Consider the following 22,965-nt stretch of genomic DNA (forward strand, 5'->3'; position numbering starts at 1 on the left):
ATGTATCAGTCTAGCGCACATGCAAAAACGCCATGGCGGTCATGGTGGCATCATTATAGGCGTCATGAGCACCCAAATCAGGAATCTGATAATACGCTAAGATGTTGGTCAGCTGCTGCGCTTGGCTGGAGAGCCCTTGGGTTTGACCACTCAGACGCCGACTGTATAAGTGCCGAATATCGATGATTTTATTGGGCAAGGTGGTGCCCATGTAGTCTTTTACCAATGGGTTTAAAAACCCCATATCGATCTGCGGACAAAACCCCACAATCGGACGGTTGCCGATAAAGGGCAGTAGCCGCGCCAGCATCTCATCATAGCTCATACCATGCTCGACATCAGCGGTACGTAGACCATGGATTACGATGGTGTCGCGGTCAGGCATGACGGGCGGGCGACAGACCAGATGGATGCCATTGCCCGTATCGATGCTAGAGCCATCGATATGAATCGCGGCCACCGATAGTAGGTGGTGCTTTTTGGGGTTTAGCCCCGTCATCTCACAGTCGAGTGCCACCCACCGCTCAGTGGCAGGTTGATCAAACATCGCCGCCAGCTCAGGCCGCTGCAGCTGCATTTTTTGCCATTTGCATGATAGTTGGGTCAGCCAGCTCATATTCTGTATTCTCTTTTTGCTGCTTTGCGCCGCTCTAGGCGATCTCTAATTGATAATGCTGCCGCAGCTGGTTTTTAAAGCTTTTGACAACAGCCAAACACTCTTTTAATAAATCACGCTCAAGCGCGGTTAGCGTCATGGGGTTGACCTGCCGTGCATGTTTGTCATCGGTCGAGAGCGCAACAGAGAGTCGCTGCGCCATAAAAAACTCCAGCGCTTCTAACAGCGTGTCAGCCCGCTCTTGGGTCAGTGCGCCCACTTCGACCAAGGCTTTTAGGCGGTGTTTACTGCTAGGGACGGCCAAGACATCGTTTTCTAGAGCGAGGGCGCGAATACCATGTACTAACGGAAAAATCCCTGCTTTTTTTAGATCGATATCTTGCGAGGCGCTTTTACCTGCTAATAATGGTACAAATTTTTGCCACCATTGATGGACATCGCCAAACTGTAGTGCTGCCCGCGCAAACTGGCGCACAAACATAGGGTCTGAGCGTCGATGCGCGGCCTTGAGGTGCTGACGAACGTGCTGCAAGAGCGTCTCATCACCGCAGACGTATTCGCCATCGAGAATGGCAGACAAGTAGATGGCGTGCATGGGATCGGTGTTTTTAAACCATGAGCTGATTTGGGCATTAAACCGTTGTAATGGTTGTCGCCATATCGGGTTGGTCATCATGATATTGCCGTCGCACAGCGGATAGCCAAGTTGCGCCAACTGCTCATTAAAGCACGCAGCAAACTGCGGTAGATCCGGATGAGTATAGCCATCACGGATGATCAGTGCATTGTCTTGGTCGGTGCGCATGATTTGCTCGCCGCGACCCTCGGAGCCCATGACGATAAGACAGGTGTGGCTCATCACCTCATCAGGAACGAGCAGCTGCCACAACTTGGTAAATACCTGAGCGTTCAAGGTCTGTACCATGCGGCTGATGTTACCGATTTTTACCCCGTTTTGGTGCTGGGCGCGGATATAGCGTCCTATCCTCTCGACGGCCGTGTCCAAACTGCTAAAATCTTGGGCTTGCTCGATTTGAATACTGATGAGCTGCGAGTGGTGGCTGATGTGCGCGAGCATATCGCTTTGACCAAGCACACCTGCTACCGCACCATGGTGATCGATGACCGGCAAGCGATGAATACGGTAGCGCGTCATGGTCAGCAGCGCATCACCGATCTCATCGCTCGCCTTGATGGTACGTACGTTAAAGTTAGCATAACGCTGGCATGGCGTGGTGGTAGGATCTCTCTGCTCACTGACCGCGCGGCAAATATCGGTATCGGTCAAGATGCCCAATGTCTCATCGATGCCATGTTGCGCGTTTGCTATGGCTAGTCGATGCGCAGGTGCTCGCACCAGTACGTGCTTTAATCCAGCATCCGTCATCGTGCGCGCCGCTTCATGTAAGCTGGTATCAGCATCGACGATATGTACAGGCAGTAAACGAACAGAGATGACCGGCTGCAGCATGATCTGCTGTACTTCTTGCTGGTCATCGTAGGCGGCATGGACAGCAGATTTACGATTGCGGCGCTGCTGCAGGGCTTTTAGACGCTCAGGCAGTTTGTCAGAGAGCATTTGCCGCACCAGATGATTTTGTGCGCTGATTTTATCGACCGCTGCACCCTTAACTTGTAGCAGTAACGTGTCTTCGGTGGCGCGAAACTGATAACGCTGTCTGTCTTCGTCCATTAGCTGCGCGTCTGAGGCGGCTGATAGCTGCGGTGCGTTGGAGGACTCGGGCAAGCGGCGGCTGTCAAACCAGTCGTTGTTATTGGGCTCATCTGAGTGATTGCTACCCAAGTAGGCCGCGACAAAATGACCGGCCAATAACTGCTCAATCTGGCCTTTGATGACCACATATAAGTATGACATCTCGTCTGCAGGTAGGCTTTCGTCTTTGGCAAGGTAGCGGATTTTGGTGTGTTTTCTGATGCTTTGGCGCTCAGCCAAGCTCAGCACATCAAAAGGCGGCTGGGTAAAATCAAGATGGGGCATGGCATCATCCTTGATGGCATCGTTGCGACAGTCTATTTTACTATAGCACTATTTAACCAAAAAACCTTTAATAACCAGCATCCCATCATGGTTATTAAAGGGTGTTGATGGCTATAAAAACGGTCGCTCTGTGTATCACTCAGGCTAAGGAGAATGGGGCTGCTTGCCGGTTTTACACCTAAAGCAACGCCCGAATACGGCGGATGGCTTCGCGGCTTTCTTCTACACTGGCCACCAGCGCGATACGCACATAGCCCTGACCGGGGTTGTGTCCAGCGACTTCACGCGACAGATAGCGCCCTGCTAAGGCATGGATATTGGCCTGTTCATACAGCACTTTGACAAAGACTTCATCATCGCCATCGAACTGCTCAGGGACTTTGACCCAAAAGTAAAAGCCAGCCTCAGGCATACGTAGCGATAATACATCGCCAAGCTCTGCCATCCATAGCGTAAATTTTTCTTGATACAGCGCGCGGTTGTGCGCCACGTGTTTTTCGTCTTGCCACGCGGCGATAGAGGCCAGCTGATGCGGTATTGGCATCGCACAGCCTTGATAGGTGCGATATTGCAAATAGGCCTGCAAAACCTCAGCGTCGCCAGCGACAAACCCTGAGCGTAAGCCCGGTAGGTTGGAGCGCTTGGATAACGAGTGAAAGACGATACTGTTTTTAAAGTCATGTCGACCGAGCGCGGCGCACGCTTGTAGCAGACCTATCGGTGCTGTATCAAAATACAGCTCGCTATAGCACTCGTCGCTGGCAATGATAAACCCATACTGATCTGACAAGCGCAGCAGATATTCCCAATCCTCCATCGTCATCACCGAGCCTGTCGGGTTGTTGGGGCTACAGACAAAAAGTAGCTGCGTGCGCGCCCACACATCTGTTGGCACTGCCCGATAGTTACCCTTAAAATCATTCTCCGCAGTACAAGGCACAAAGTACGGCGTCGCCTGCGCCAATATCGCCGCACCTTCATAGATCTGATAAAACGGATTGGGCATGATGACAGTCGGGGGTGCGCCAGTTGCCGGTTGTGCGTCATCACACCGATGATCGATGACCGCTTGTACAATGCTAAAAATCGCTTCACGCGTGCCCATCACAGGGAGCACTTGGGTGCGAGGATCGACATGATGCAAAAAGAACCGCCCCTCCAACCAATGCGCGATGGTCTGACGAAGCTCAAACAGACCATTGGTGGTCGGATAAAGGCTTATTTTGTCCAAGTTTTCGTGTAATGCGTCCAAGACGAAGCTCGGTGGCTGATGTTTTGGCTCACCGATGCCTAGCTTTATCGCACTGTAACGGGGGTCTGGTGTGCTATCGGCCAACAAAGCAGCCATCTTGGCAAAAGGATACGGATGCAGGTGTGTTAAGTTGTGATTCATAGGTAGGGTAACTATAATAGACAATTAATAATAAAGTTATAAAAAAAAATTACATTTGAGCAGTGTAGCACTTCTTATATTTTTTGTCTTTTGCTTCTCTTGTCTATAAAGACGCATTTATTGATAACTTTTCATAATAAAAAACAGCGGTCGGCGCGATATGTTGGCTGATAGTAAGGGTAATTTGATATGTCTAGTGTCCTAAATAATGACCAACTTCACGCTAAAGATATCAACAATGACGTTGATAATAGTGTAACGCGTGTCAAATTATACGAGCTGCTACAAGAGCGCGAGCAGTGCTGGTGGCAGACGCGTCAGAATTTGATTAACCTAAAAGAGCGACAGGTGTTTTGGTATGGCGAAAACAGCCTGATGATGTGGCTGATGTGGCAGCTGGTCAGCTATGTGCTGGTGGCTATGGCGCTAATGCTGCTGAGCCGATTTTTAGACCTCTCGCTACCGCTTTGGCAGTATGTGGGGTTATTTGTCATTCAGACGGCGATATTTGTCGTCATCTTGATGAGTAAGGGGCGACTCGCCAACAAGCTACAACAAAAAATCGATAATGATGAGCTGCTCCGCGAGCAGGCGCTCAATGAGATGGCGATACTGGCAGAAGACTGTTTGTATCCTGATGTGCATGCCAAGTCGCCTATTTCGTTAGAGCAGTTGTATGAGGCATTAGATGGGCGGTTTCATTTAGCCAGCTTACAATGCTTGCTACAAAAAGAAGTCGATGCGGGGCGTTTGATATTGACACAGACGCAAGTGGAGGCGGAGGTTTTGCCACTAGAGCTGGCCGATGATGAGCTAAAAGAGCATGCTCGTGAGATGGTATATAAAAGCACCTTATAAGTGACGCTATAGCGATAAGCCCCATCAATGTATTATCAATGATGGGGCTTGTTTTTACGGAACAGTATAGTTGATTCTAAATAAGAGAATCATGCGTTGATTAACCAGCAAGACCGATAAAAATTTTCTGGCGTGCTGTGCCTACGCAGACAGAGGCTGCAAAAATTTCTATCAGCCTTGCTATAACATTTTTATAGTGAACCGATTATAGCGAGGTTTATGATAGGTTTTAGGCTGGCCACTTTATCCTCTACTCGTGTCTTTTGGAGCTGTCAGGCTGGCAAGCAGCGCAGCTTTTAAGGCGCTTAGCCTATCAGCGGACAGCGGCTCATCGTTTTGATCACTGATATAAAACATATCTTCTGCGCGCTCGCCTAACGTGGTAATACGAGCAGCGTGCACTTCTATTTTTTCTTGCAAAAACACTTGTCCAACGCGCGCCAGCAGCCCTGGCTGATCTAAAGTCTCTAGGCTCATGATATGCTGATCTGAGGCGTCATTAAACTCAAAGCTAATCTCCGTTTTTACCTCAAAATGGCGCAGCTGCCTAGGGATGCGTTTATGCACCAGCTTTGGTAAGGCAGGGGCTTTGAAGGCGTCAATCAGTCGCTGCTTGAGCTCTTGCTGGCTGTCTTCATCGACCAGTAACGTACCACTCGGATCGAGCAGCACATAGGAGTCCAAGGCAAAGTCGCGAGTGGCGGTGATGATGCGCGCATCGAGCACATCTAGGTTCATCTGATCAAAGACGGCCATGGTCACAGCAAACAGATTCATCTGATCTTGGGTGTAGACAAAGACCTGAACGGCATCAAGCGCCAGCTCACGATGCTCGCGCAATACCACCAGTGGCGGGCTATCGGCATTAGATGCCAGACCGATGGGCGGATGGTTTAGGATGGCTTCGGTGTGCCAAAAGATATCCTCTGGTATCTCGCGCAAAAAGTACTCATCGCCCAGATCGTCCCAAAGACGTAACACTTCCTCGCGATTCATATGCTGATTGTCGACATTGTCGAGCATCTTTAGCGCTTGTTTACGCGTAGCGCTGATCATATCTTGGCGATTGGTCGGGGCGTCGATATCGGCGCGTAGGATACGGCGTGTCTGCGAGTAGAGCTGTTTCATCAGGGTCGCCCGCCAGCTGTTCCAGAGCTGCGGATTGGTGGCGTTCATGTCAGCGACAGTCAGGACGTATAAATGATTGAGGTGGGTGACATTGCCGACCAAATCCGCAAACACTGTGACCACCTCTGGATCTGAGATGTCCTTTTTTTGGGCGGTCATCGACATCAGTAAATGGTGACGGGTCAGCCAGCCGACCAGATGCGCGTCGGCTTTGCTCATACCGTGCGCCAAACAAAACTCAATCGCTTCTGTCTCACCCAGCAGGCTGTGATTGCCGCCGCGACCTTTGGCAATATCATGAAACATCGCTGCCAGTACCAATATCTCTTTGCGCTCAATCCGCTGAAAGATCGCACTGACCAAAGGAAAGTCCTCAAAAAACCGCGGATCGGTAAAGCGGTGCAAAATACGAATCAAAAACAACGTATGGGCATCGACCGTATAGCGGTGAAATAGATCATACTGCATCAGTCCGGTGACTTGGGCAAAGGCTGGAATGTAATTTCCCAAGACGCCATAGCGGTTCATGGTGCGCAGACGATGGAACAAATAGTTTTGTTCTTTTAAGTTGGCCAAAAACAGCGCTTGATGGGCAGGGTTGTCGCGATAAATCTGATCAATGCCGCGCGCGGCGATTTTTAGTGCACGCAGCGTGTGGGTACGAACCTTGTCGATACCGTGCTGACCCATTAATAAGAACATCTCTAAAATAGATTCAGGATGCTGAGCAAAAACCCGATGGTGCGCTATAGCAATATGATCACCAACACGGTTGAATCTTGCATTGATCGGCTGCTTTTTGGGGCGCTCGTCATCAGGCAGTTGCGGCTCTATGATGGTCTCATAGTAGTGATTGGTCAGCATCTCAGACAGCGTTGATATTTGCATGGCACAGCGATAGTAATCGCGCATAAAGCGTTCAACAGCCGCATTTGGCTGATCGTCTGGCTGAGTCTCATAACCCATTAATTGGGCAATCTCACGCTGATAATCAAACAACAGCTTGTTTTCGTTACGTCCGGTCAGCACATGCAGATAATGCCGTATCTGCCATAGATAGCCTTCTGCAAAGCTGAGCTCATCGAACTCTTTTTCTGTCAAAAAGTTTTGTTGCACCAAGTCATAGAGCTTGCCCACGCGAAAATATCGTTTGGTCACCCAGCCGATGATATGAATGTCACGTAATCCCCCAGGCGCCGTTTTGATATTGGGTTCAAGATTATACTCAGTTGCATTATGTTGTAGATAACGGGCCTTAGACTCTTCCATTTTTACATCAAAAAAGGCACGAGGAGACCACTGCTTGTTAACGATTTGGATGGGCATATCTCGCAGTGCTTCGTTGCCGATTAACAATCGAGCTTCGAGCTGGGCACTGGCTATCGTATGGTCAAGTGCAGCTTCTAACGCATCGTTGACACTGCGTACCGACAGCGCAGGCTCCAGCCCGATATCCCACAGCAATGCGACCAATTTATCAATCTTACTACTGGCATCAGCGCCGACTTCGTCAGGAGATAACAGCAGGATATCAATATCTGAATAAAGCGACAGCTCACCGCGTCCATAGCCACCTGTCGCAAACAGGGCCAAATCCGTCTTATCCAGCTCAAACCAATAAAACAAAGCAATCAGCAGCTCATCAATCGCCTCGCTACGCGCGCCAACCAGCTGACGAATATTGACACCGCGCTCAAGGGCACGGCTGATATCCTCATTGATTTGGCTCAGCCATTCAGGAATACCCAACAAAGCAGGCTCTGAGGTGCTATCGGCGCTGGCGCTTGCTGGCAGCGCGTCGGTAGTCACTGATTGCTTGGAAAATAGGGGTAAGGGTGTCAAATCGATAGAGGTGACATCGCAATTAAACATGAGGATATCCAATTAATAGGGTAAAAAAATTGTTGATACCAAAAGTATCGCAATTATAGTCCAAAAAAAAGACCGCCTAGGCGATCTTTTCTTATCTTACTGGGTCAAAAAGCTCAGGTCTTCTTCAGGGCGCGTGGTAAACACTTCACAGCCATTGTCGGTCACGACCATCGTATGCTCCCACTGAGCCGACAGCTTACGGTCTTTGGTAATCGCCGTCCATTCATCAGGTAAAATCTTGGTCTGCCATGTGCCTTGGTTGATCATCGGCTCAATGGTAAAGGTCATGCCCGTTTTTAGCTCAAAGCCTGTGCCTTTTTTGCCGTAGTGCATCACTTGTGGCTCGTGATGGAATTCATCACTGATACCATGACCACAAAACTCACGGACGATACTAAAACGCTCAGGCTCGACCACTTCTTGAATCGCTGCACCAATATCACCGAGACGCGCGCCGTCTTTGACTACGCTCATACCCGCATACAGTGCCTTTTGCGCGACATCACAAATGCGCTTAGCCATGATAGAGCCGTTACCGACGATCCACATCTTTGAAGTATCGCCATAGTAGCCGTCTTTGATCACGGTCACATCGATGTTGATGATATCGCCATCTTTGAGTAGCTTGCTTTCGGTAGGAATACCGTGACAAACCACATGATTAACAGAGGTGCAGATAGATTTTGGAAAGCCATTGTAGTTCAGCGGAGCAGGAATGGCTTTTTGCACATTGACTATATAGTCATGAGCGATTTGGTTGAGGGCTTCGGTACTGACGCCGACCTTGACATGTTCGTCGAGCATGACAAGGACATCACTGGCGAGTTTGCCGGCCACACGCATTTTTTCTATGGCCTCTGGGGACTGGATAAGGGATTTTTTAGTCATCATCTTGTGTCTTATAATTATGAGGTTAATGTGGAGAGATTATACCATAAATGGACCGATGGCAGTTTTATGATAATTGATATTAAATCTATCATTATTATTGACAATAGTTACTTTACAGCCCCATTCGAGCCGTTATGACCCTCCAGTCACGATAATATATTCATATTTTGACAATTTAGTTGAATCTTGTAAAAGATAGAAGTAATGTAATTTTGCATGCTAAAGGGATTAGCAGCAGTCTTTGCCGACGTTATGAGGTAAAGGCACTCACCATTAATGATGACAAGGATGTTGTTATGACGCTCTCCTCGTACGTTCGTGCTGCGCTCACGCCGCGCACTTTTTTACCAATACTGGGCTCTATCAGTACTGGCGTTTTATTAATGACCATGCAAACCACTTCAGCGCAAGCGGCAGGGCAGTACTATAATTGTGCCAACGCAAATGGCTGCACGCTAGTCGATAGCAAATACTTTACCTCCAGTTATACCAAGACTCAGTATCCAGTGGTCATGGCTCATGGGCTTGGCGGTTTTACCAAGATGTTTGGGGTCTTAGATTATTTCAACGGGATTCCTAGTGAGCTGATGAAAGGTGGATCAGAGGTGTACACCACCAAAACATCAGCGGTGAATAATAGTGAAGTCCGCGGTGAGCAGCTATTACAGCAAGTCAAAACCATCACTGCCATTTCAGGCGATCCAAAAGTCAATTTGTTTGGGCACAGTCAAGGCGGTATAGACATCCGCTATGTCGCTGGCGTTGCACCAAAATACGTCGCCTCGGTCACCGCCGTATCAAGCCCAGAGCAAGGCTCAAAAACAGCCGATTTTGTCAAAAACGTCCTTGAACCAAACAATGACACAGGTGAGCCATCAAACGTCACGACACAGCTGGTATCAGGGGTGTTTAATTTGATTGGCGGCTTTACAGATGTGGGATCAGGCATCAGTTTTAAAGAGATACAAGCGCAAGATGGCTGGCAAGCACTCATGGCGCTATCAACCGATGGTGCGGCCAAATTCAATGCCAAATTCCCCGCAGCAATGCCAACAAGTTACTGTGGTCAGCCAACCAGTACCTCTGCAAACGGTATCAAATATTACTCATTTAGTGGGGTAGGACAAGTCATGAGATCCCTTGACCCTAGTGATTATCTGCTTGCAGTAACAGGCGTACCGTTTTTATTTGATGCCAATGATGGTCTGGTCTCTGTCTGCTCAAGCCGACTCGGGTATGTGATTCGTGACAACTACATCATGAACCATCTAGATTCAGCCGATCAGGTATTAGGTTTGACCGCATGGGGCGAGTCTAAGCCCAAGTCCATTTATCGTACTCAGGTCAATCGCCTAAAAAACGCCAATCTCTAACCCCAATGACCATCTATTTAATGATTGTCTAAGAACTCGTACCTATGTCAAAACATTGCCGCCCCGCTTATCTACCGATTGTTATAATCGCTGTGGTCATCATAGTCATCGCGGCGGCGGTGATTGTGTGGTTTAAACCAGATAATAAACCGATGGCGACTCAGCAGTCGCTATCTGCTTCACCCACTGATAAGTCTGAGAGTACACTGTCCACGGCGCAAAGCAATACTCAAGCTGAGGCACCATTTGCTCAAAGCGATGCTTTATTTGTCACTGGATTGGAGCGTTTGCCGCGCTCATTAAGAGGCACGCAAGTGGACGGCGAAATCATCATCGATGAAAACAAGCAGTTGGTCGTTACGGAAGGCTTACGGCGTTTATTCGATTATTTTTTATCAGCAATAGGAGAGGAGGAGGAAGCGGTTATATTTGCGCGTGTCGAGAGTTATATTCGCCATCACACGCCAGAGCCTGCGGCCAGCCAAGCGGTCGCTATCTTTGGCAACTATGTGGCGTATCTCAAAGCGCTGCCTGATATAGAAAAACGCTATGGCAATCTGCAATTGCAAGCGAGCAAAAGCGGTGAGCTGGATTTGAATGCCATTGCTCAGCAAAAGCAAGAGGTGGCAAGATTACGTCAGCAGTATTTTGACAAAACCACCATCGAATCCTTCTTTGGTGCAGAAGATAACTACGATGACTATAGTATAGAGATGGTCAGAATCAACCAAAACGAGCAAATGAGTGAGGCACAAAAACAGGCTGCCAGACAAGATTATGTGAGCCGTCTACCAGATGGTGCGATCAAAACCAATATCATGCAGCAAGCCAATCTTAATGAGCTTATGGCTCGCACTGAACAGATGAAAGCGGCAGGTGCCAGCCCTGAAGCGCTATACAATATGCGCCGAGAGTTAGTGGGTGCACCAGCGGCAAAGAGACTGGCGCAAGTCGATCAAGAGGATGCCAATTTTGACCAGCGCTTTACTCAGTATGAAACGCAAAAGGCGCAGCTATTGAGTCAAAGTGCCAATCCAGCAGCGGCGCAAAGTCAGATCGAGCAGCTTGAGCAGCAACTGTTTGATGACGCTGAGCGCAAGCGTTTATCCGGTTATGCTGCGCTGCAAAAAACACAGACTCAATAGATGCACTTTATTAACCTTGAATAACTTACCGTAATGTAAGGGACAGGTATGCTAAAAGTGTGGATAAGCGGTGGCGATTGGGAAGGGTACGTTCCAATGGCTGTGGCTTTAACACAACGATAGTGATACTTTGCTAATGAAGAGCCAAACATTATTGGTACAGATGTGATCTAAAATAGTGGTACATACGCTTATTAAGACTGACGTTGTATCTACCGTTTCGATAAACGATATCAGTCATCAGATGCGATAGTTGCGCGATAAAAACACCTCACTATTTAGTGGGGTGTTTTGGTTTGAGAGAAATGTCACCAGCCAAAATCATCAAAAGTTATCGAGCTTTTGGTGAGTTGGTGCGTTGGATGACTGGAGCTTACCCTCAATTGCCAACATTGTCGCGATTGTATCGGGCAACAAATATCTGCCAAGTAATAACTCAATTAATAATGACAGCAAGCGCTGGGTGAGACACTATATCGCGACTGCTCAAGATCATTCATAGCAATAAAAAAATTTTGATTGGGTCTTTAGCAGTTGCCCTAAGCGCAAGCTTAAGACGCGATAAACTTGTTGAATTCAATAGAAGGAATAAGTATGAAAAATATGACAAAAATGATAACGGGTGCCACCTTTGTTATAGGTGCGCTTACTGCTGGTTGTCAAACGACGGCGACTCTCCCAGCGCCAGTCAGTCAGCCAGTGACCGAAACGGCGCTCCAAGCGCACAACTGGCAGCTGGTTGATGCCAAACGTATGAATGGTGAGCGAGTAACCGCACTATTTTTTAATCCAGCCAAGCCGCTCACTTTGAGCTTTATGAATGATAACGGTAGAAACTATGTCGCATTTATGAATACCTGCAACAACATGAGCGCAGGTTACAGTGTCGTCAATGGTGATGTGCAGATCAAAAATGGCATCAGTACAATGATGGCCTGTCCTGAACCGCAAGCCAGCTTCGATACAGCAGCAGTCGCCACGGTGCAAGGCAAGTATAGCCTCAGCAAAAACGCCAAAAAAGTGCCAATCTTAACCATCAAAAATGACAATCAAGTGGCTTACTTTAAAGCTGTGTCTAAATAAGCTAACGATGTATAAGAGCAATATAAACACTCTGTTTAGATTTGATAAGGCCTCACTCATATGTGGGGCCTTTTTTTATCCGAAGTTTGTCGAACTTTGCGCTACACTAGCGTAAAGCTGCTGTTATGCCTTATAGATTTCACTGGATACTACTTTATGTCTAAAACCATTATGTCGAAACCAACCACGAATAACATCATGATAAAAGGGGTGACGACGATCGCTATACTGGCAGCTCTCACTGGCTGTCAGACATTGCTTAGCACTGAAATCAAAAAGCCGAACAATATAGTAGTGGATAGTAACCCGTTAACTGCTGCTATGCCTGCCATTGATCGTCAAGGACACATTGCTTACGTAGAAGAGCAAGGGGTAGGAAGCGCCAAAGTATCGACACTCTATAGTATCCGTCCTGATGGTCGCGACCGGCGATTGATCGATCAAATCAATGGCTATATCTACGCGCCAGCGTGGTCAGCGGATGGTCAACAGCTCGCCTATAGCAAACAAGCACCGCGCGAGCATCCTAAAATATATATTTATGATAAAAGCAGTAAAACGCGCAATCTGGTGGTCAATGCTGAAGGCAGTAATATGTCAGCGTCATTCTCACCTGATGGTCAATATCTGCTCTATAGCTCTACGGTCGGCGGCAATGCTGATATTTATGAAAAGCGCCTCAGTGATGGCGACACCCGCCAGCTGACGACGTTGCCCAGTACCGAAGTGCAGCCAAGCTATGCGCCTGATGCTCAGAGTTTTGTCTATGTCAGTGACAAAGTACGTGCAGGCAGTCCTCGTCTTTATCGTTATTACTTTGCTACCCAGACGGCCGTGCCTATCACCACCGCTGGCTATGCTGCCAGTCCGCAGTTGAGTATGGATGGACGGCATCTGGCGTATCTCAATGGTCGCAAGGCTGCGGTGATGACGCTGGCGACTGGGCACGTGCTCAATTTGGCATATACAGGGCTCGATGAGCCAGCGCGTCTGTCGCCTTCGGGTACGTACGCCGTTTATCCAGCGTATGCGCCAGATGTAGACGGCTCGCAGCGCAGTCATGTGGTGATTCACTCACTGTCTGGTCATCCAAGCTATACCATCAGCAGCCAAGATGGCGGGGTGATACGCTCGCCAGTTTGGGGACGTTGACGACAAAAGTTGTATATTGAACCTGATAAATAGGTATAATCGGTAATAACGAAACATAAGTCGGTTGCAACAGCCGGTTTGGTTGTAGGATAAGGAGTGTGCGTTTGATGCAGGAGTCTTTTGCGGTATTTATCACTAAGATAAGTCTTTATCCGACAGTGATCTTTACGGGTTTGGTGATGTTTGTCACCTTGTATTGGCTGGTATCGTTACTTGGCATGGCCGACATGGATACGGTCGAGCTTGGCGACGCTGGCGGTGAGGCAGATATCTCCGATCTGTCATCGACGGGCTTTTTTACCGGTCTTATGCTCAAGTTTGGTCTTTATGGCGTGCCGCTTATTATTATCTTAACCCTTATTAGCCTTATCGGCTGGCTGCTTAGCTATCTGTATACCAGCTTTTTGCATCAATACTTTCATTCAGGTGCGCTTTATTATGTGTTTGGTACCGGGGCGTTGGTGTTTGTCTTGGTGGTATCGATGTGGCTAACTGGTCTTATCATCTCGCCTATCCGCAAGAACATCGCCAACATTCCCAAACGCAGCGCCGCAAGCAACGTCGGTAAAGTTGCCATCGTGCGGACGCTGAGCGTGACCGACAAACATGGCGAGGCTGAGCTGGCTGATGGCGGTGCAGGACTGATTCTCAAGGTGCGCTCACAGAGCGCTGACAATCTATTGAAACAAGGCGATAAGGTCATATTGGTTGAGTATATCGCAACCGCCAATGCCTACTATGTGACGGCGGCCAAAGACGAGTAACAGCGATATATTGTATCGAGGACAGGCGATAAGCACTGAGCTTTGTCTTGATTAGGCTTTGTCTTGATTAGGCTGTGTGTTCATTAGGCTTTGCGTTTATTAGACTAAAAAGTATGGCAGTGAGACCAACTGCTAACTATCCGTCAATCAATACCCACCAATAAATACCCGCCGCTGTGATGATACCGCAGTCAAATTTTATGAAAGAGACGATATATAGCTTTACATTATATAGTTTTACACTTGCGTTTTATTAGAGGAATAAATATGGACATACTTATCATCGTCGGCGTGGTTGTGGTGCTGGCGTTTGTTTTTATTATGGCAGCCCTTTTGATGCTCAAGGCCTTTTATTTTAAGGTAGAGCAGGGCAAAGCACTGATTATCAACGGCGTGAACAAAATCGCGGTACGTTTTGATGGTGGCTTTGTCTGGCCGGTCATCAACAAAAAAGAGCTGATGCGTATCTCGCTTATCACCTTAGAGGTCGATCGCCGCGGCAAAGAAGGGCTAATCTGCGCTGATAATATGCGTGCCGATATTACGGTGGCGTTTTATTTACGAGTCAACGAAACCGAAGAAGATGTGCTCAAAGTCGCCAAATCGGTCGGGGTGGAGCGCGCCTCTGATAAAGTGGCGGTCAATGAGCTGTTTAATGCCAAATTTTCTGAAGCACTAAAGACGGTCGGCAAACAAATCGACTTTGTCAAACTCTTCGAAAACCGTAGCGAGTTTCGTGACAGCATCGTGCAAGAAATCGGTAATGATCTCAATGGCTATGTGTTAGAAGATGTGGCGATTGACTATCTGGAGCAAACGCCAAAAGTGTCGCTGGATGCCAGTAATATCTTGGACTCTGAAGGCATCAAAAAAATCACCCAGCTGACCGCGATGCAAAACGTCATCACCAATGAGCTTGAGCGTGACGAAGAGCTGGCGGTGAAGAAGAAAAACGTCGAAACCGTCGAGGCGATGCTAGAGCTGGAGCGTCAGCAAGCAGATGCCGAAGCCAAACAAAAACGCGAAATTGCGTCAGTCATCGCTCGTGAAACAGCCGAGACGCGCAAGATTGAAGAAGAAGAGCGTAAAAAATCAGAAACCGCTATCATCATCGTCGAGCAGGATCTGGCGATTCAGCGCGAAAACCAGCAGCGCGAAATCGAGGTTGCAGAGCAAAACCGTATGCGCGCCGTCATCATCGAGCAAGAAAAAGTGACGCGAGCGCAGGATTTAGAGATCGTCTCGCGTGAGCGTGAAGTTGACTTGCAGCGCATCGAAGCTGAGCGTGCCATCGAGCTTGAGAAAAAAGAAATCGCCAACGTCATCCGTGAGCGTATCGCAGTCGATAAGACCGTGGCGCAAGAAGAAGAGCGCATCAAAGAAGTCCGCGAAGTCAGTGAGGCGGAGCGTGACAAGCAAACGCGCGTCCTTGCCGCTGAGGCAGATGCAGAAGAGCTCAAAGTGCGTCAAGTCAAAAAAGCCGAAGCTGAAGAGCTGTCAGCGAAGCATAAGGCGGTGGAGATTACCACCCTTGCCAACGCCAATTTAGAGGCGGCGGCCAAAGATGCTGAGGCCAAAGTTAAGCTGGCTGAAGGAATCAAGGCCGAAGAGTCGGCGCATGGTTTTGCCGAAGCGGCCATCCAAGAAGCCAAGGCTATATCGCTAGAAAAAGAAGGCATCGCCAAAGCCAATATCATCAAAGCAACAGGGCAGGCCGAAGCGCAATCTGAGCGCGAAAAAGGTCTGGCTGATGCCGAGGTAATCGCCGCTCGCGGTGAGTCAAACGCCAAAGCCGAACGCGATGTTGGTATGGCTAATGCGCAAGTCGTTGCCGCTCGCGGTGAGTCGGATGCCAAGGCTGAACGCGACGTCGGGCTGGCAAAAGCCGAAGTCACGCGTGCGCACTTCCAAGCTGAGGCCGATGGTCTGGTTGAGAAGTTCAACGCCATGGGCAGCATGAGTAAAGAGGCTCGTGAGCACGAGGAGTTCCGTATGGGGCTTGAGACTGCCTTGCAAGAAGCCATGGCGTCTATCGATGCTGGTAAAGAGATTGCCAAAGAAAATGCTGACGTATTGGCAGTGGCACTCCAAAAAGCCAAAATCGATATCGTCGGCGGCGAAGCCCACTTCTTTGACAACTTTGCCAAATCACTCTCTATCGGCAAAGCCATCGATGGCCTTGCTGGTAAGTCAGATACCCTAAGCGGTATCCTCAATGGTGTGCTGGCCAATCAGGCAATGAATAAAGCCAATAAGTCAGATAACGCGCCGACTCAATATAATGATTAGTATGTTTGATAGTCAAAAATCTGCTGCTGTGGCGGCAGGTTTTTTGGTCAGCTCATGACAGTACCGAGCTGGCTGGTCTAAAAAAGCTTATCCACGTCTTTGTCGCTTAACGTTACTTTTCGTTTTTTTAGACCAGTCAAGATTTTCTTAGATTTATCTCATCTTTTCTTATTGCCCAAAACTCTCTTATTATATAAAAACAGAAGTGGACGACTCACGATGGCGGATACGCAAAACCCAACCAATCTAGATAGCACCGACAACGATAGCCAAGCCAATCAAGCCCAGCCCAGCAGTCAAGCCGATCAGGCCGTCGCTTCAGGTAACGCCTATGAGCTTATAAAAAAACGCCTTACCGAGCAAGGTAGCCGCTTAGAGCAGCAAACCGCGACTTTAAATAATGCACGCCTACAAGAGTTTGGCAGCAAACAGATGCAAGTGATTGCCCGCACGCGCATTCGTACCGAATATAACTGCGTGGCGCAAGATATGGTACAGGTCGGTGATTATTTGCTGTTTGGTTACAACGTCTTTATGGGGCTTAAGCGCGCCAGTAGTATCAAGGATGTGCTATCGCTATATCGTCTGAGCAAGGAAACTGATGGTGGCGATACGGCTGAGGAGGGCGCGCCGAAAAGCCAAGCCAATCAAGAAGAGGCGTATCAGTTAGAAGAAGTCGAGTTGGCAGGGACTTTTTTAGATCAGCAAGCTTTTGTGCAAGACTTCAACGAGCTATACCGCTATTACAAGCAAACGCGCCTTATGCAGCTGACGGTCAAAGACAGCAAGCTTTTGCTGGCGTTTCAGATCGGTGAGCGTATCAGCGATATTCGGGTGTTTCGCTTTGCGCTCGATTTTAGCGAAGGCACACCAAAGGCTGCGCAAGTGGCTTATGTCGACAATCGCGGTGAGCGCGATATTGAGCTACCACCTGCTTATGATTTTGAGTGGATAGAAACCACGCGTGAGCAGATGATCAATGGCAAATATCCGCACATGAATATCCTAGACACCATATTTGTGGAAACGGTTGGCGGTGACTTGACCATCAAAATCGAAAACAATACCGAGTCAGGGCAGGGCATCTATAGTGAGCCGGTCGATGACCGTACCCAATCGCTTACCGATGCTCAGATTGATTATGCCAAGGTGGGCAGCTTGATTTTGCTCAAGATATTACCGTATCGCGAGGACAGCTATCGCTACTTTGTTTATAACACCTTGACCGAGGCTGTGCTGCGGCTGGATGCCATCGGGCAGTCGTGTGTGCAGCTGCCTGAGGATCACGGCATCATCTTCCCTGGAGGCTACTATCTGCAGACAGGCGAGTATAAGCTGTTTGATGCTCATAATGGCGATGCCAACACCAGTACGGGTAGCGGCACGGGAAAAAACCTAAAGTTTAAACGTAAGATCATCTCGCCCAATGGCGAAGATGTATTGTTTTTGTTTTATGACCGAGCACTTGGCATCACGGGGTTATTTCCTTATAACCTTATTAAAAAACAGCTGGCAAACCCCATTTATTGTAACGGCATGGCGCTGGCTGAAAACGGCCGTTTGGTGCTGTTTAGTGCGCAAAATGAGCCGTCACGCATTCATCCAATGCAGATATGGCATACGCCGTATGCGTCGCATGAGTATGTCAGCGAGTTGCCTGAAAGCACGAGCTTTTATGGCAAAATCGGTAACAAAGAGCTGGTACGCGGTATCTCAGATCTTTATAGCATCACTCGCCTCATTGACAATCAAAGCGTCTCGCAAAAGCTTTATGAAGAGCTCGCCGACAATACCAGCCGTCTCTTTGATAGCTATTATTGGTTGTCCGAGCCAGAGCTGGCCGATATTGCAGGTAGTATCAAAGACGTCACCGCCACCGCCGAGCTGGTCATTGATGAGTTTGCCAAAGTCCAAAGCATCCAAAAACAAACCCAAGCAGCACTAGCGGATGCCGACGCTCAGCAAAATGATATCCTGCGGCAAATAAAAATCACAAACTTTGAGTCAGCCAGTGACTATGTGGCGCAGTTATCGGCGCTCAGGCGGCAAAAAGGTCGGCTGGTCGGCTTAGAGGACTTGCGTTATTTAGATAGTGATAAGTTACAAGCATTGCAAAAGCAATTGGAGGAAGCAGAGAGCGAGCTGGCCGAAAAAACCGTGACGTTTTTAAGCGGTGAGGAGGCATTATCCAGCTATGAGGATATCTTAGCAGATGTCAGCGAACGTCTAGAAACCGCCGAAACCAATAGCGAGCTCAAACCGGTGCTTGAGCAAATCGACGATACCGCTGCAGGGCTGGACTTGTTGACCGAGCTGCTGGGCACCCTCGATGTCGCTGATGCCACCGTCCGTACGCAAATCATCGATGACATATCGTCCATTTACTCGCGCCTCAATCAAAACAAAGCCAAGCTCAATCATAAACGTAAAAGCTTAGGTTCTGCCGAAGCGATTGCGCAATTTGGGGCGCAGTTTAAGCTGTTTGGTCAGTCGATTGCCAATGCCTTATCGATTGCCAATACGCCGGAGAAATCAGACGAGCAAATGGCCAAGCTACTGGTGCAGCTAGAGGAGCTTGAGAGTCAGTTTGCTGATCCTGAGACGGGGGGCGGCGATCAGTTTTTGGCAGATATCATCACCAAACGCGAAGAGATTTTTGATACTTTTGAAAATCATAAACAGCAGCTGCTCGATGCCCGTAATCGCCGGGCGCAAAACCTAGGCGATGGCGCACTGCGGATGCTTGAGAGTATCAAAAAACGCACCCAAAGCACTGGCGTCACGGGATTTACCGAGGAAGAAGCGCTCAATACTTACTTTGCCTCTGATGGTCTGGTACAAAAAGTACGGAGCATCGCCAAAGACTTACAACAGATGGGGTTTAGCGTCAAAGCAGACGATATCGACGCACGCCTCAAAGCCATTCAGGTTGAAAGCTATAAGAGCCTCAAAGACAAGTCGGATCTGTTTGAAGACGGTGGGCAGATCATCAAGCTTGGCCGTCATCGCTTTTCGGTCAACACTCAGCCGCTGGACTTAACGCTGCTCAGTCGTCAGCAGTCCGATGGTACGCGCGTGCTCAATTTGCATCTGACGGGTACCGACTATTATGAAGTGCTCGATAATGTAGAATTAAATGCGCTGCGCCCGTATTGGGACATGAGTATCGCCTCTGAGTCTGATACGGTGTACCGCGCTGAATACTTGGCCTATCGCATCATCGAGAGCGCGAAAAACAATCAAGACGGCCTGACTCAGGCGCGTCTGTATCAGGCTTATGACGACACGGTCAGTATGGCCGATACGGCTCATACGATAGATAGCAGCGGCGAGATTACTGCCAGCAGTCCACTGGCCGCATTGGTCAAAGCTTATGCCACGCCGCGCTATCAGCTTGGGTTTGATAAAGGCATTCATGATCATGACGCCACATTGCTATTGCTCCAAATCCTGCCCACGCTACGCGATGCCGGTTTACTTATTTATACGCCGCAAGTGCGCGCGCTGGCGCAGCTGTTTTATTGGCAACTGTCCCTTGTACAAGCGCTTGGCCTAGAAGCTCTGCGACCCTTTGGCTATGACACTTGGCTAAATGAAAACGTGCTGATACAAGTCGGCAGCTGGCTCGATAGAGCGGTGACTGCCGAGCAGCTGCGGCGTAGCCTTGGCAGCGATCGGGCGCAGGCGCTATTAATTGCTGATATGACCATGCTCATGCGCGAGTTTGTTACGGCTTATGATGGCAGCCATACAGGCCGTAATAGTCATCATACTAGCAATAGCAATGACGCCACTATCTTTCAACACCAGTACGTACAGCAAGCCTGCGAATACTTGGTCAGTGTCATGGGGCAGGCTGGCACTGATGCAAGTGGGATGCTCGCCAGTGGTCTAGATAGTGATACTGTCGATCACAAGCTATCATTATCATGGCAAACCAGCCAACAAGCACAAGCGCTGTGTGATCAGCTGCGCCAAGCATTGGATGCTAACCGAAGCGGCGGGCAAGCTACTCAAAGCATGACGCAGCTGCAGTCCTCTATTGGTAAGCTGACCTTGCAGCCCAAATCTGCCTATGAGCTACTAGCCACTTGGTTTTATGCTTTGCTAGATAGCATAGCTACAGATCAGACTACAGATGGTAGCAGTGCTGATGATGGTGATGCGCCTAGCGAAGATGTGCGCACTAAGCGAGCAGAAGAAGAAGCGCAGCGTCAGCAGCAGGTGGAGATCGGTCGCCATTATGTACCTGAAGCGATTGCTATCATGCTTACCCAGTTAGATGACCCCATGCGCGCATCTTTATTGCAGCGCTTGAGTGCGTCGGGCGTCAGCGTTGATGCAAGGGCGTCGGAGCATGCCTCGGCATCGACCTTATCCTTTATAGCATCCTCCTCGTCTTTATCCAATGGCAAGCACCCGCTAAATCAAGTACAAAGCTTTGCACGTAGTATAAGTAAGGTGGCGCTTGAGATACAGGTGGGCAGCTTATTGGGCGAGCATCAGCGTATTCATCAGCAGACCCTCACCTTTGCGGTCGATGATTTTTTAAGCCGTTTGCATCATCACGACAGCCAAGTCATTCCGGCCTATAGGCGCTATCTGGCAATGCGTACTGAGATATTGCATGAGGCAAAAGACGAGCTGCGGCTAAATGAGTTTATGCCGCGTCCGCTATCATCCTTTGTGCGTAACCGCCTGATTAATGAGAGCTATCTGCCATTGATCGGTGACAATCTTGCCAAGCAAATGGGTACCGTCGGTGAGGACAAGCGTACCGACCTGATGGGTATCCTTATGATGATATCACCGCCAGGGTACGGCAAAACCACCTTGATGGAATATGTGGCGAGCCGCTTAGGGCTTATCTTTATGAAGATAAACTGCCCCTCGCTCGGTCATGATGTCACGTCCCTCGACCCCGAAAAAGCGCCTAATGCCACCGCACGCGAGGAGCTAAACAAGATCAACCTTGCCTTTGAAATGGGCAATAACGTCATGCTCTATCTGGATGACATCCAGCATACGCACGCCGAGTTTTTACAAAAATTCATCTCACTGGGCGATGGCACGCGGCGTATCGATGGCGTTTGGCAAGGCAAGACCAAAACCTATGACATGCGCGGCAAAAAGTTCTGTGTGGTCATGGCGGGTAACCCCTATACCGAAAGCGGCGAAGCCTTTAAAGTCCCTGATATGCTCGCCAACCGCGCCGATATCTATAATCTTGGCGATATCATGAGCGGTATGGAGGAGGTGTTTGCGCTCAGTTATATCGAAAACGCCTTGACCTCAAACAAGGTACTCGCGCCCCTTGCCAATCGTGATTTAAGCGATGTGCATCGACTGATTAAAATGGCAAAGGCCGACAATGCAAACCTCGCGCAAGCCCAAGCTAGCGAGCTAAGCTATCCGTATAGCACCTCAGAAGTTAATGAAATTGTTGCTGTCTTGCGTCATATGTTTGCCGTGCAAGCAGTCATTCTTGATGTCAATCAGGCCTACATTGCCTCTGCCTCGCAAGATGATAAATACCGCACCGAGCCGATATTTAAACTGCAAGGCAGTTATCGCAATATGAATAAGATGACCGAAAAACTATCGGCCGTCATGAATCAAGAAGAGCTGGATCAGCTAATCGATGATCACTATTTGGGCGAGTCGCAGCTACTCACCCAAGGCGCAGAGAGCAATCTACTGAAGCTTGGTGAGATGCGCGGCGTGCTGACAGAGGATCAAAAGGCACGCTGGGCGCAAATCAAAGCCGACTTTTTGCGCAACAAAGCCATGGGCGGCGAGGATGGCGATATCGGCGCACGTATCGTCGCGCAGCTTGTCGATCTTGCTAGCGGCTTTCATGCCATTAGCAGTCAGTTTGAGAGCTATGTAACAAAAAATGATCCTGAGCAGCTGGCGCGTTTAAAAGAGTCAGCTGAGCAAATCAAACGAGACGCCCAGCTTGAGTCACAAAAAATCCTTGCCGATAGCTTTATTAACAATGCTAAAGTCGTCAGCGATAGTATCGATAATGGCTTTGAGAAAAGTATGAACCAGCTAACACAGCTCTACAAGCACGACCATAAAGCCGAAGGCGAGTACCTCAAGCAAAACCAAGAGATGCAAAAACAGCTGATGGTACAACTGGTGGGCGCGCTCGAGCAACTGGCACAGCAGATGGCTCAGAGTCTATCGAGCCGTGCTGACGATCAAGCATCGACCACCGATGTCACAGAGCAGGCCGCGCTGATAGCACACGCTCTCAAAGATGCACTTGCACCGCTAACGATGCGTATGGATGAGAAGCTCGCGATTGATAGTAGTACTGATCAATCTGGTAAGCTGATTGTCAATAGCCTAAATAGATTGAACAAAATATTTGATGATTATGAGTAATCGGTAAGG

At 48.8% G+C, this 22,965-nt stretch carries 13 protein-coding genes; 8 read left to right on the forward strand and 5 right to left on the reverse strand.

Translation table 11 applies throughout. The features are described from left to right. Nucleotides 1-10: 10 nt before the first annotated feature. The 3 genes from JFC05_RS09030 to dapC all read right to left on the reverse strand — a co-directional run bounded on the left by JFC05_RS09030 (nt 11) and on the right by dapC (nt 4,008). Nucleotides 11-616, reverse strand: coding sequence for a 3'-5' exonuclease (locus JFC05_RS09030; RefSeq protein ID WP_198336645.1), 606 nt, complete (start codon nt 614-616; stop codon nt 11-13). A 34-nt stretch (nt 617-650) separates the two neighbouring features. After that, nucleotides 651-2,615, reverse strand: coding sequence for a DUF294 nucleotidyltransferase-like domain-containing protein (locus tag JFC05_RS09035; RefSeq protein ID WP_198336646.1), 1,965 nt, complete (start codon nt 2,613-2,615; stop codon nt 651-653). A gap of 178 nt (nt 2,616-2,793) precedes the next feature. After that, nucleotides 2,794-4,008, reverse strand: a complete 1,215-nt coding sequence (dapC, locus tag JFC05_RS09040; RefSeq protein ID WP_198336647.1) for a succinyldiaminopimelate transaminase — start codon at nt 4,006-4,008, stop codon at nt 2,794-2,796. 189 nt (nt 4,009-4,197) lie between these two features. Here dapC and JFC05_RS09045 point away from each other — a divergent pair, with 189 nt between their 5' ends. Further along, nucleotides 4,198-4,866, forward strand: coding sequence for a hypothetical protein (locus JFC05_RS09045; protein WP_198336648.1), 669 nt, complete (start codon nt 4,198-4,200; stop codon nt 4,864-4,866). A gap of 243 nt (nt 4,867-5,109) precedes the next feature. Here JFC05_RS09045 and glnD read toward each other — a convergent pair whose 3' ends face one another. After that, the gene (glnD, locus tag JFC05_RS09050; protein ID WP_198336649.1) at nt 5,110-7,866 is read right to left on the reverse strand and encodes a [protein-PII] uridylyltransferase; all 2,757 of its coding nucleotides are present in this window, start codon (nt 7,864-7,866) and stop codon (nt 5,110-5,112) included. A 96-nt stretch (nt 7,867-7,962) separates the two neighbouring features. Then, nucleotides 7,963-8,754 (reverse strand): type I methionyl aminopeptidase, encoded by a 792-nt coding sequence (gene map, locus JFC05_RS09055; protein ID WP_420850568.1) that lies wholly within the window; start codon nt 8,752-8,754, stop codon nt 7,963-7,965. A 299-nt stretch (nt 8,755-9,053) separates the two neighbouring features. Between map and JFC05_RS09060 the strand changes: the two genes are divergently transcribed. From JFC05_RS09060 to JFC05_RS09090, 7 genes are all read left to right on the forward strand, one after another. Beyond that, nucleotides 9,054-10,130: an esterase/lipase family protein gene (locus tag JFC05_RS09060; RefSeq protein ID WP_198336651.1), complete on the forward strand. Its 1,077-nt coding sequence runs from the start codon at nt 9,054-9,056 to the stop codon at nt 10,128-10,130. A gap of 44 nt (nt 10,131-10,174) precedes the next feature. Continuing rightward, nucleotides 10,175-11,275, forward strand: a complete 1,101-nt coding sequence (locus JFC05_RS09065; RefSeq protein WP_198336652.1) for a lipase secretion chaperone — start codon at nt 10,175-10,177, stop codon at nt 11,273-11,275. Nucleotides 11,276-11,869: 594 nt separating this feature from the next. Beyond that, nucleotides 11,870-12,358 (forward strand): META domain-containing protein, encoded by a 489-nt coding sequence (locus tag JFC05_RS09070; protein WP_198336653.1) that lies wholly within the window; start codon nt 11,870-11,872, stop codon nt 12,356-12,358. A gap of 156 nt (nt 12,359-12,514) precedes the next feature. Next, the gene (locus tag JFC05_RS09075) at nt 12,515-13,510 is read left to right on the forward strand and encodes a PD40 domain-containing protein (protein WP_198336654.1); all 996 of its coding nucleotides are present in this window, start codon (nt 12,515-12,517) and stop codon (nt 13,508-13,510) included. A gap of 107 nt (nt 13,511-13,617) precedes the next feature. After that, nucleotides 13,618-14,274, forward strand: a complete 657-nt coding sequence (locus JFC05_RS09080; RefSeq protein ID WP_198336655.1) for a hypothetical protein — start codon at nt 13,618-13,620, stop codon at nt 14,272-14,274. A gap of 267 nt (nt 14,275-14,541) precedes the next feature. Continuing rightward, nucleotides 14,542-16,563, forward strand: a complete 2,022-nt coding sequence (locus JFC05_RS09085) for a flotillin family protein (RefSeq protein WP_198336656.1) — start codon at nt 14,542-14,544, stop codon at nt 16,561-16,563. 219 nt (nt 16,564-16,782) lie between these two features. Further along, nucleotides 16,783-22,956, forward strand: coding sequence for a DNA repair ATPase (locus JFC05_RS09090; protein WP_198336657.1), 6,174 nt, complete (start codon nt 16,783-16,785; stop codon nt 22,954-22,956). Nucleotides 22,957-22,965: the final 9 nt, after the last annotated feature.

This window comes from Psychrobacter celer (genome assembly GCF_016107555.1).
Classification (GTDB): domain Bacteria; phylum Pseudomonadota; class Gammaproteobacteria; order Pseudomonadales; family Moraxellaceae; genus Psychrobacter; species Psychrobacter celer.

What these genes read in the sequence shown, in the direction of transcription:
- JFC05_RS09030 (WP_198336645.1), bottom strand. Translation starts at nt 616, where the DNA reads ATGAGCTGGCTGACCCAACTATCATGCAAATGGCAAAAAATGCAGCTG.
- JFC05_RS09035 (WP_198336646.1), bottom strand. Translation starts at nt 2,615, where the DNA reads ATGCCCCATCTTGATTTTACCCAGCCGCCTTTTGATGTGCTGAGCTTG.
- dapC (WP_198336647.1), bottom strand. Translation starts at nt 4,008, where the DNA reads ATGAATCACAACTTAACACACCTGCATCCGTATCCTTTTGCCAAGATG.
- JFC05_RS09045 (WP_198336648.1), top strand. Translation starts at nt 4,198, where the DNA reads ATGTCTAGTGTCCTAAATAATGACCAACTTCACGCTAAAGATATCAAC.
- glnD (WP_198336649.1), bottom strand. Translation starts at nt 7,866, where the DNA reads ATGTTTAATTGCGATGTCACCTCTATCGATTTGACACCCTTACCCCTA.
- map (WP_420850568.1), bottom strand. Translation starts at nt 8,754, where the DNA reads ATGACTAAAAAATCCCTTATCCAGTCCCCAGAGGCCATAGAAAAAATG.
- JFC05_RS09060 (WP_198336651.1), top strand. Translation starts at nt 9,054, where the DNA reads ATGACGCTCTCCTCGTACGTTCGTGCTGCGCTCACGCCGCGCACTTTT.
- JFC05_RS09065 (WP_198336652.1), top strand. Translation starts at nt 10,175, where the DNA reads ATGTCAAAACATTGCCGCCCCGCTTATCTACCGATTGTTATAATCGCT.
- JFC05_RS09070 (WP_198336653.1), top strand. Translation starts at nt 11,870, where the DNA reads ATGAAAAATATGACAAAAATGATAACGGGTGCCACCTTTGTTATAGGT.
- JFC05_RS09075 (WP_198336654.1), top strand. Translation starts at nt 12,515, where the DNA reads ATGTCTAAAACCATTATGTCGAAACCAACCACGAATAACATCATGATA.
- JFC05_RS09080 (WP_198336655.1), top strand. Translation starts at nt 13,618, where the DNA reads ATGCAGGAGTCTTTTGCGGTATTTATCACTAAGATAAGTCTTTATCCG.
- JFC05_RS09085 (WP_198336656.1), top strand. Translation starts at nt 14,542, where the DNA reads ATGGACATACTTATCATCGTCGGCGTGGTTGTGGTGCTGGCGTTTGTT.
- JFC05_RS09090 (WP_198336657.1), top strand. Translation starts at nt 16,783, where the DNA reads ATGGCGGATACGCAAAACCCAACCAATCTAGATAGCACCGACAACGAT.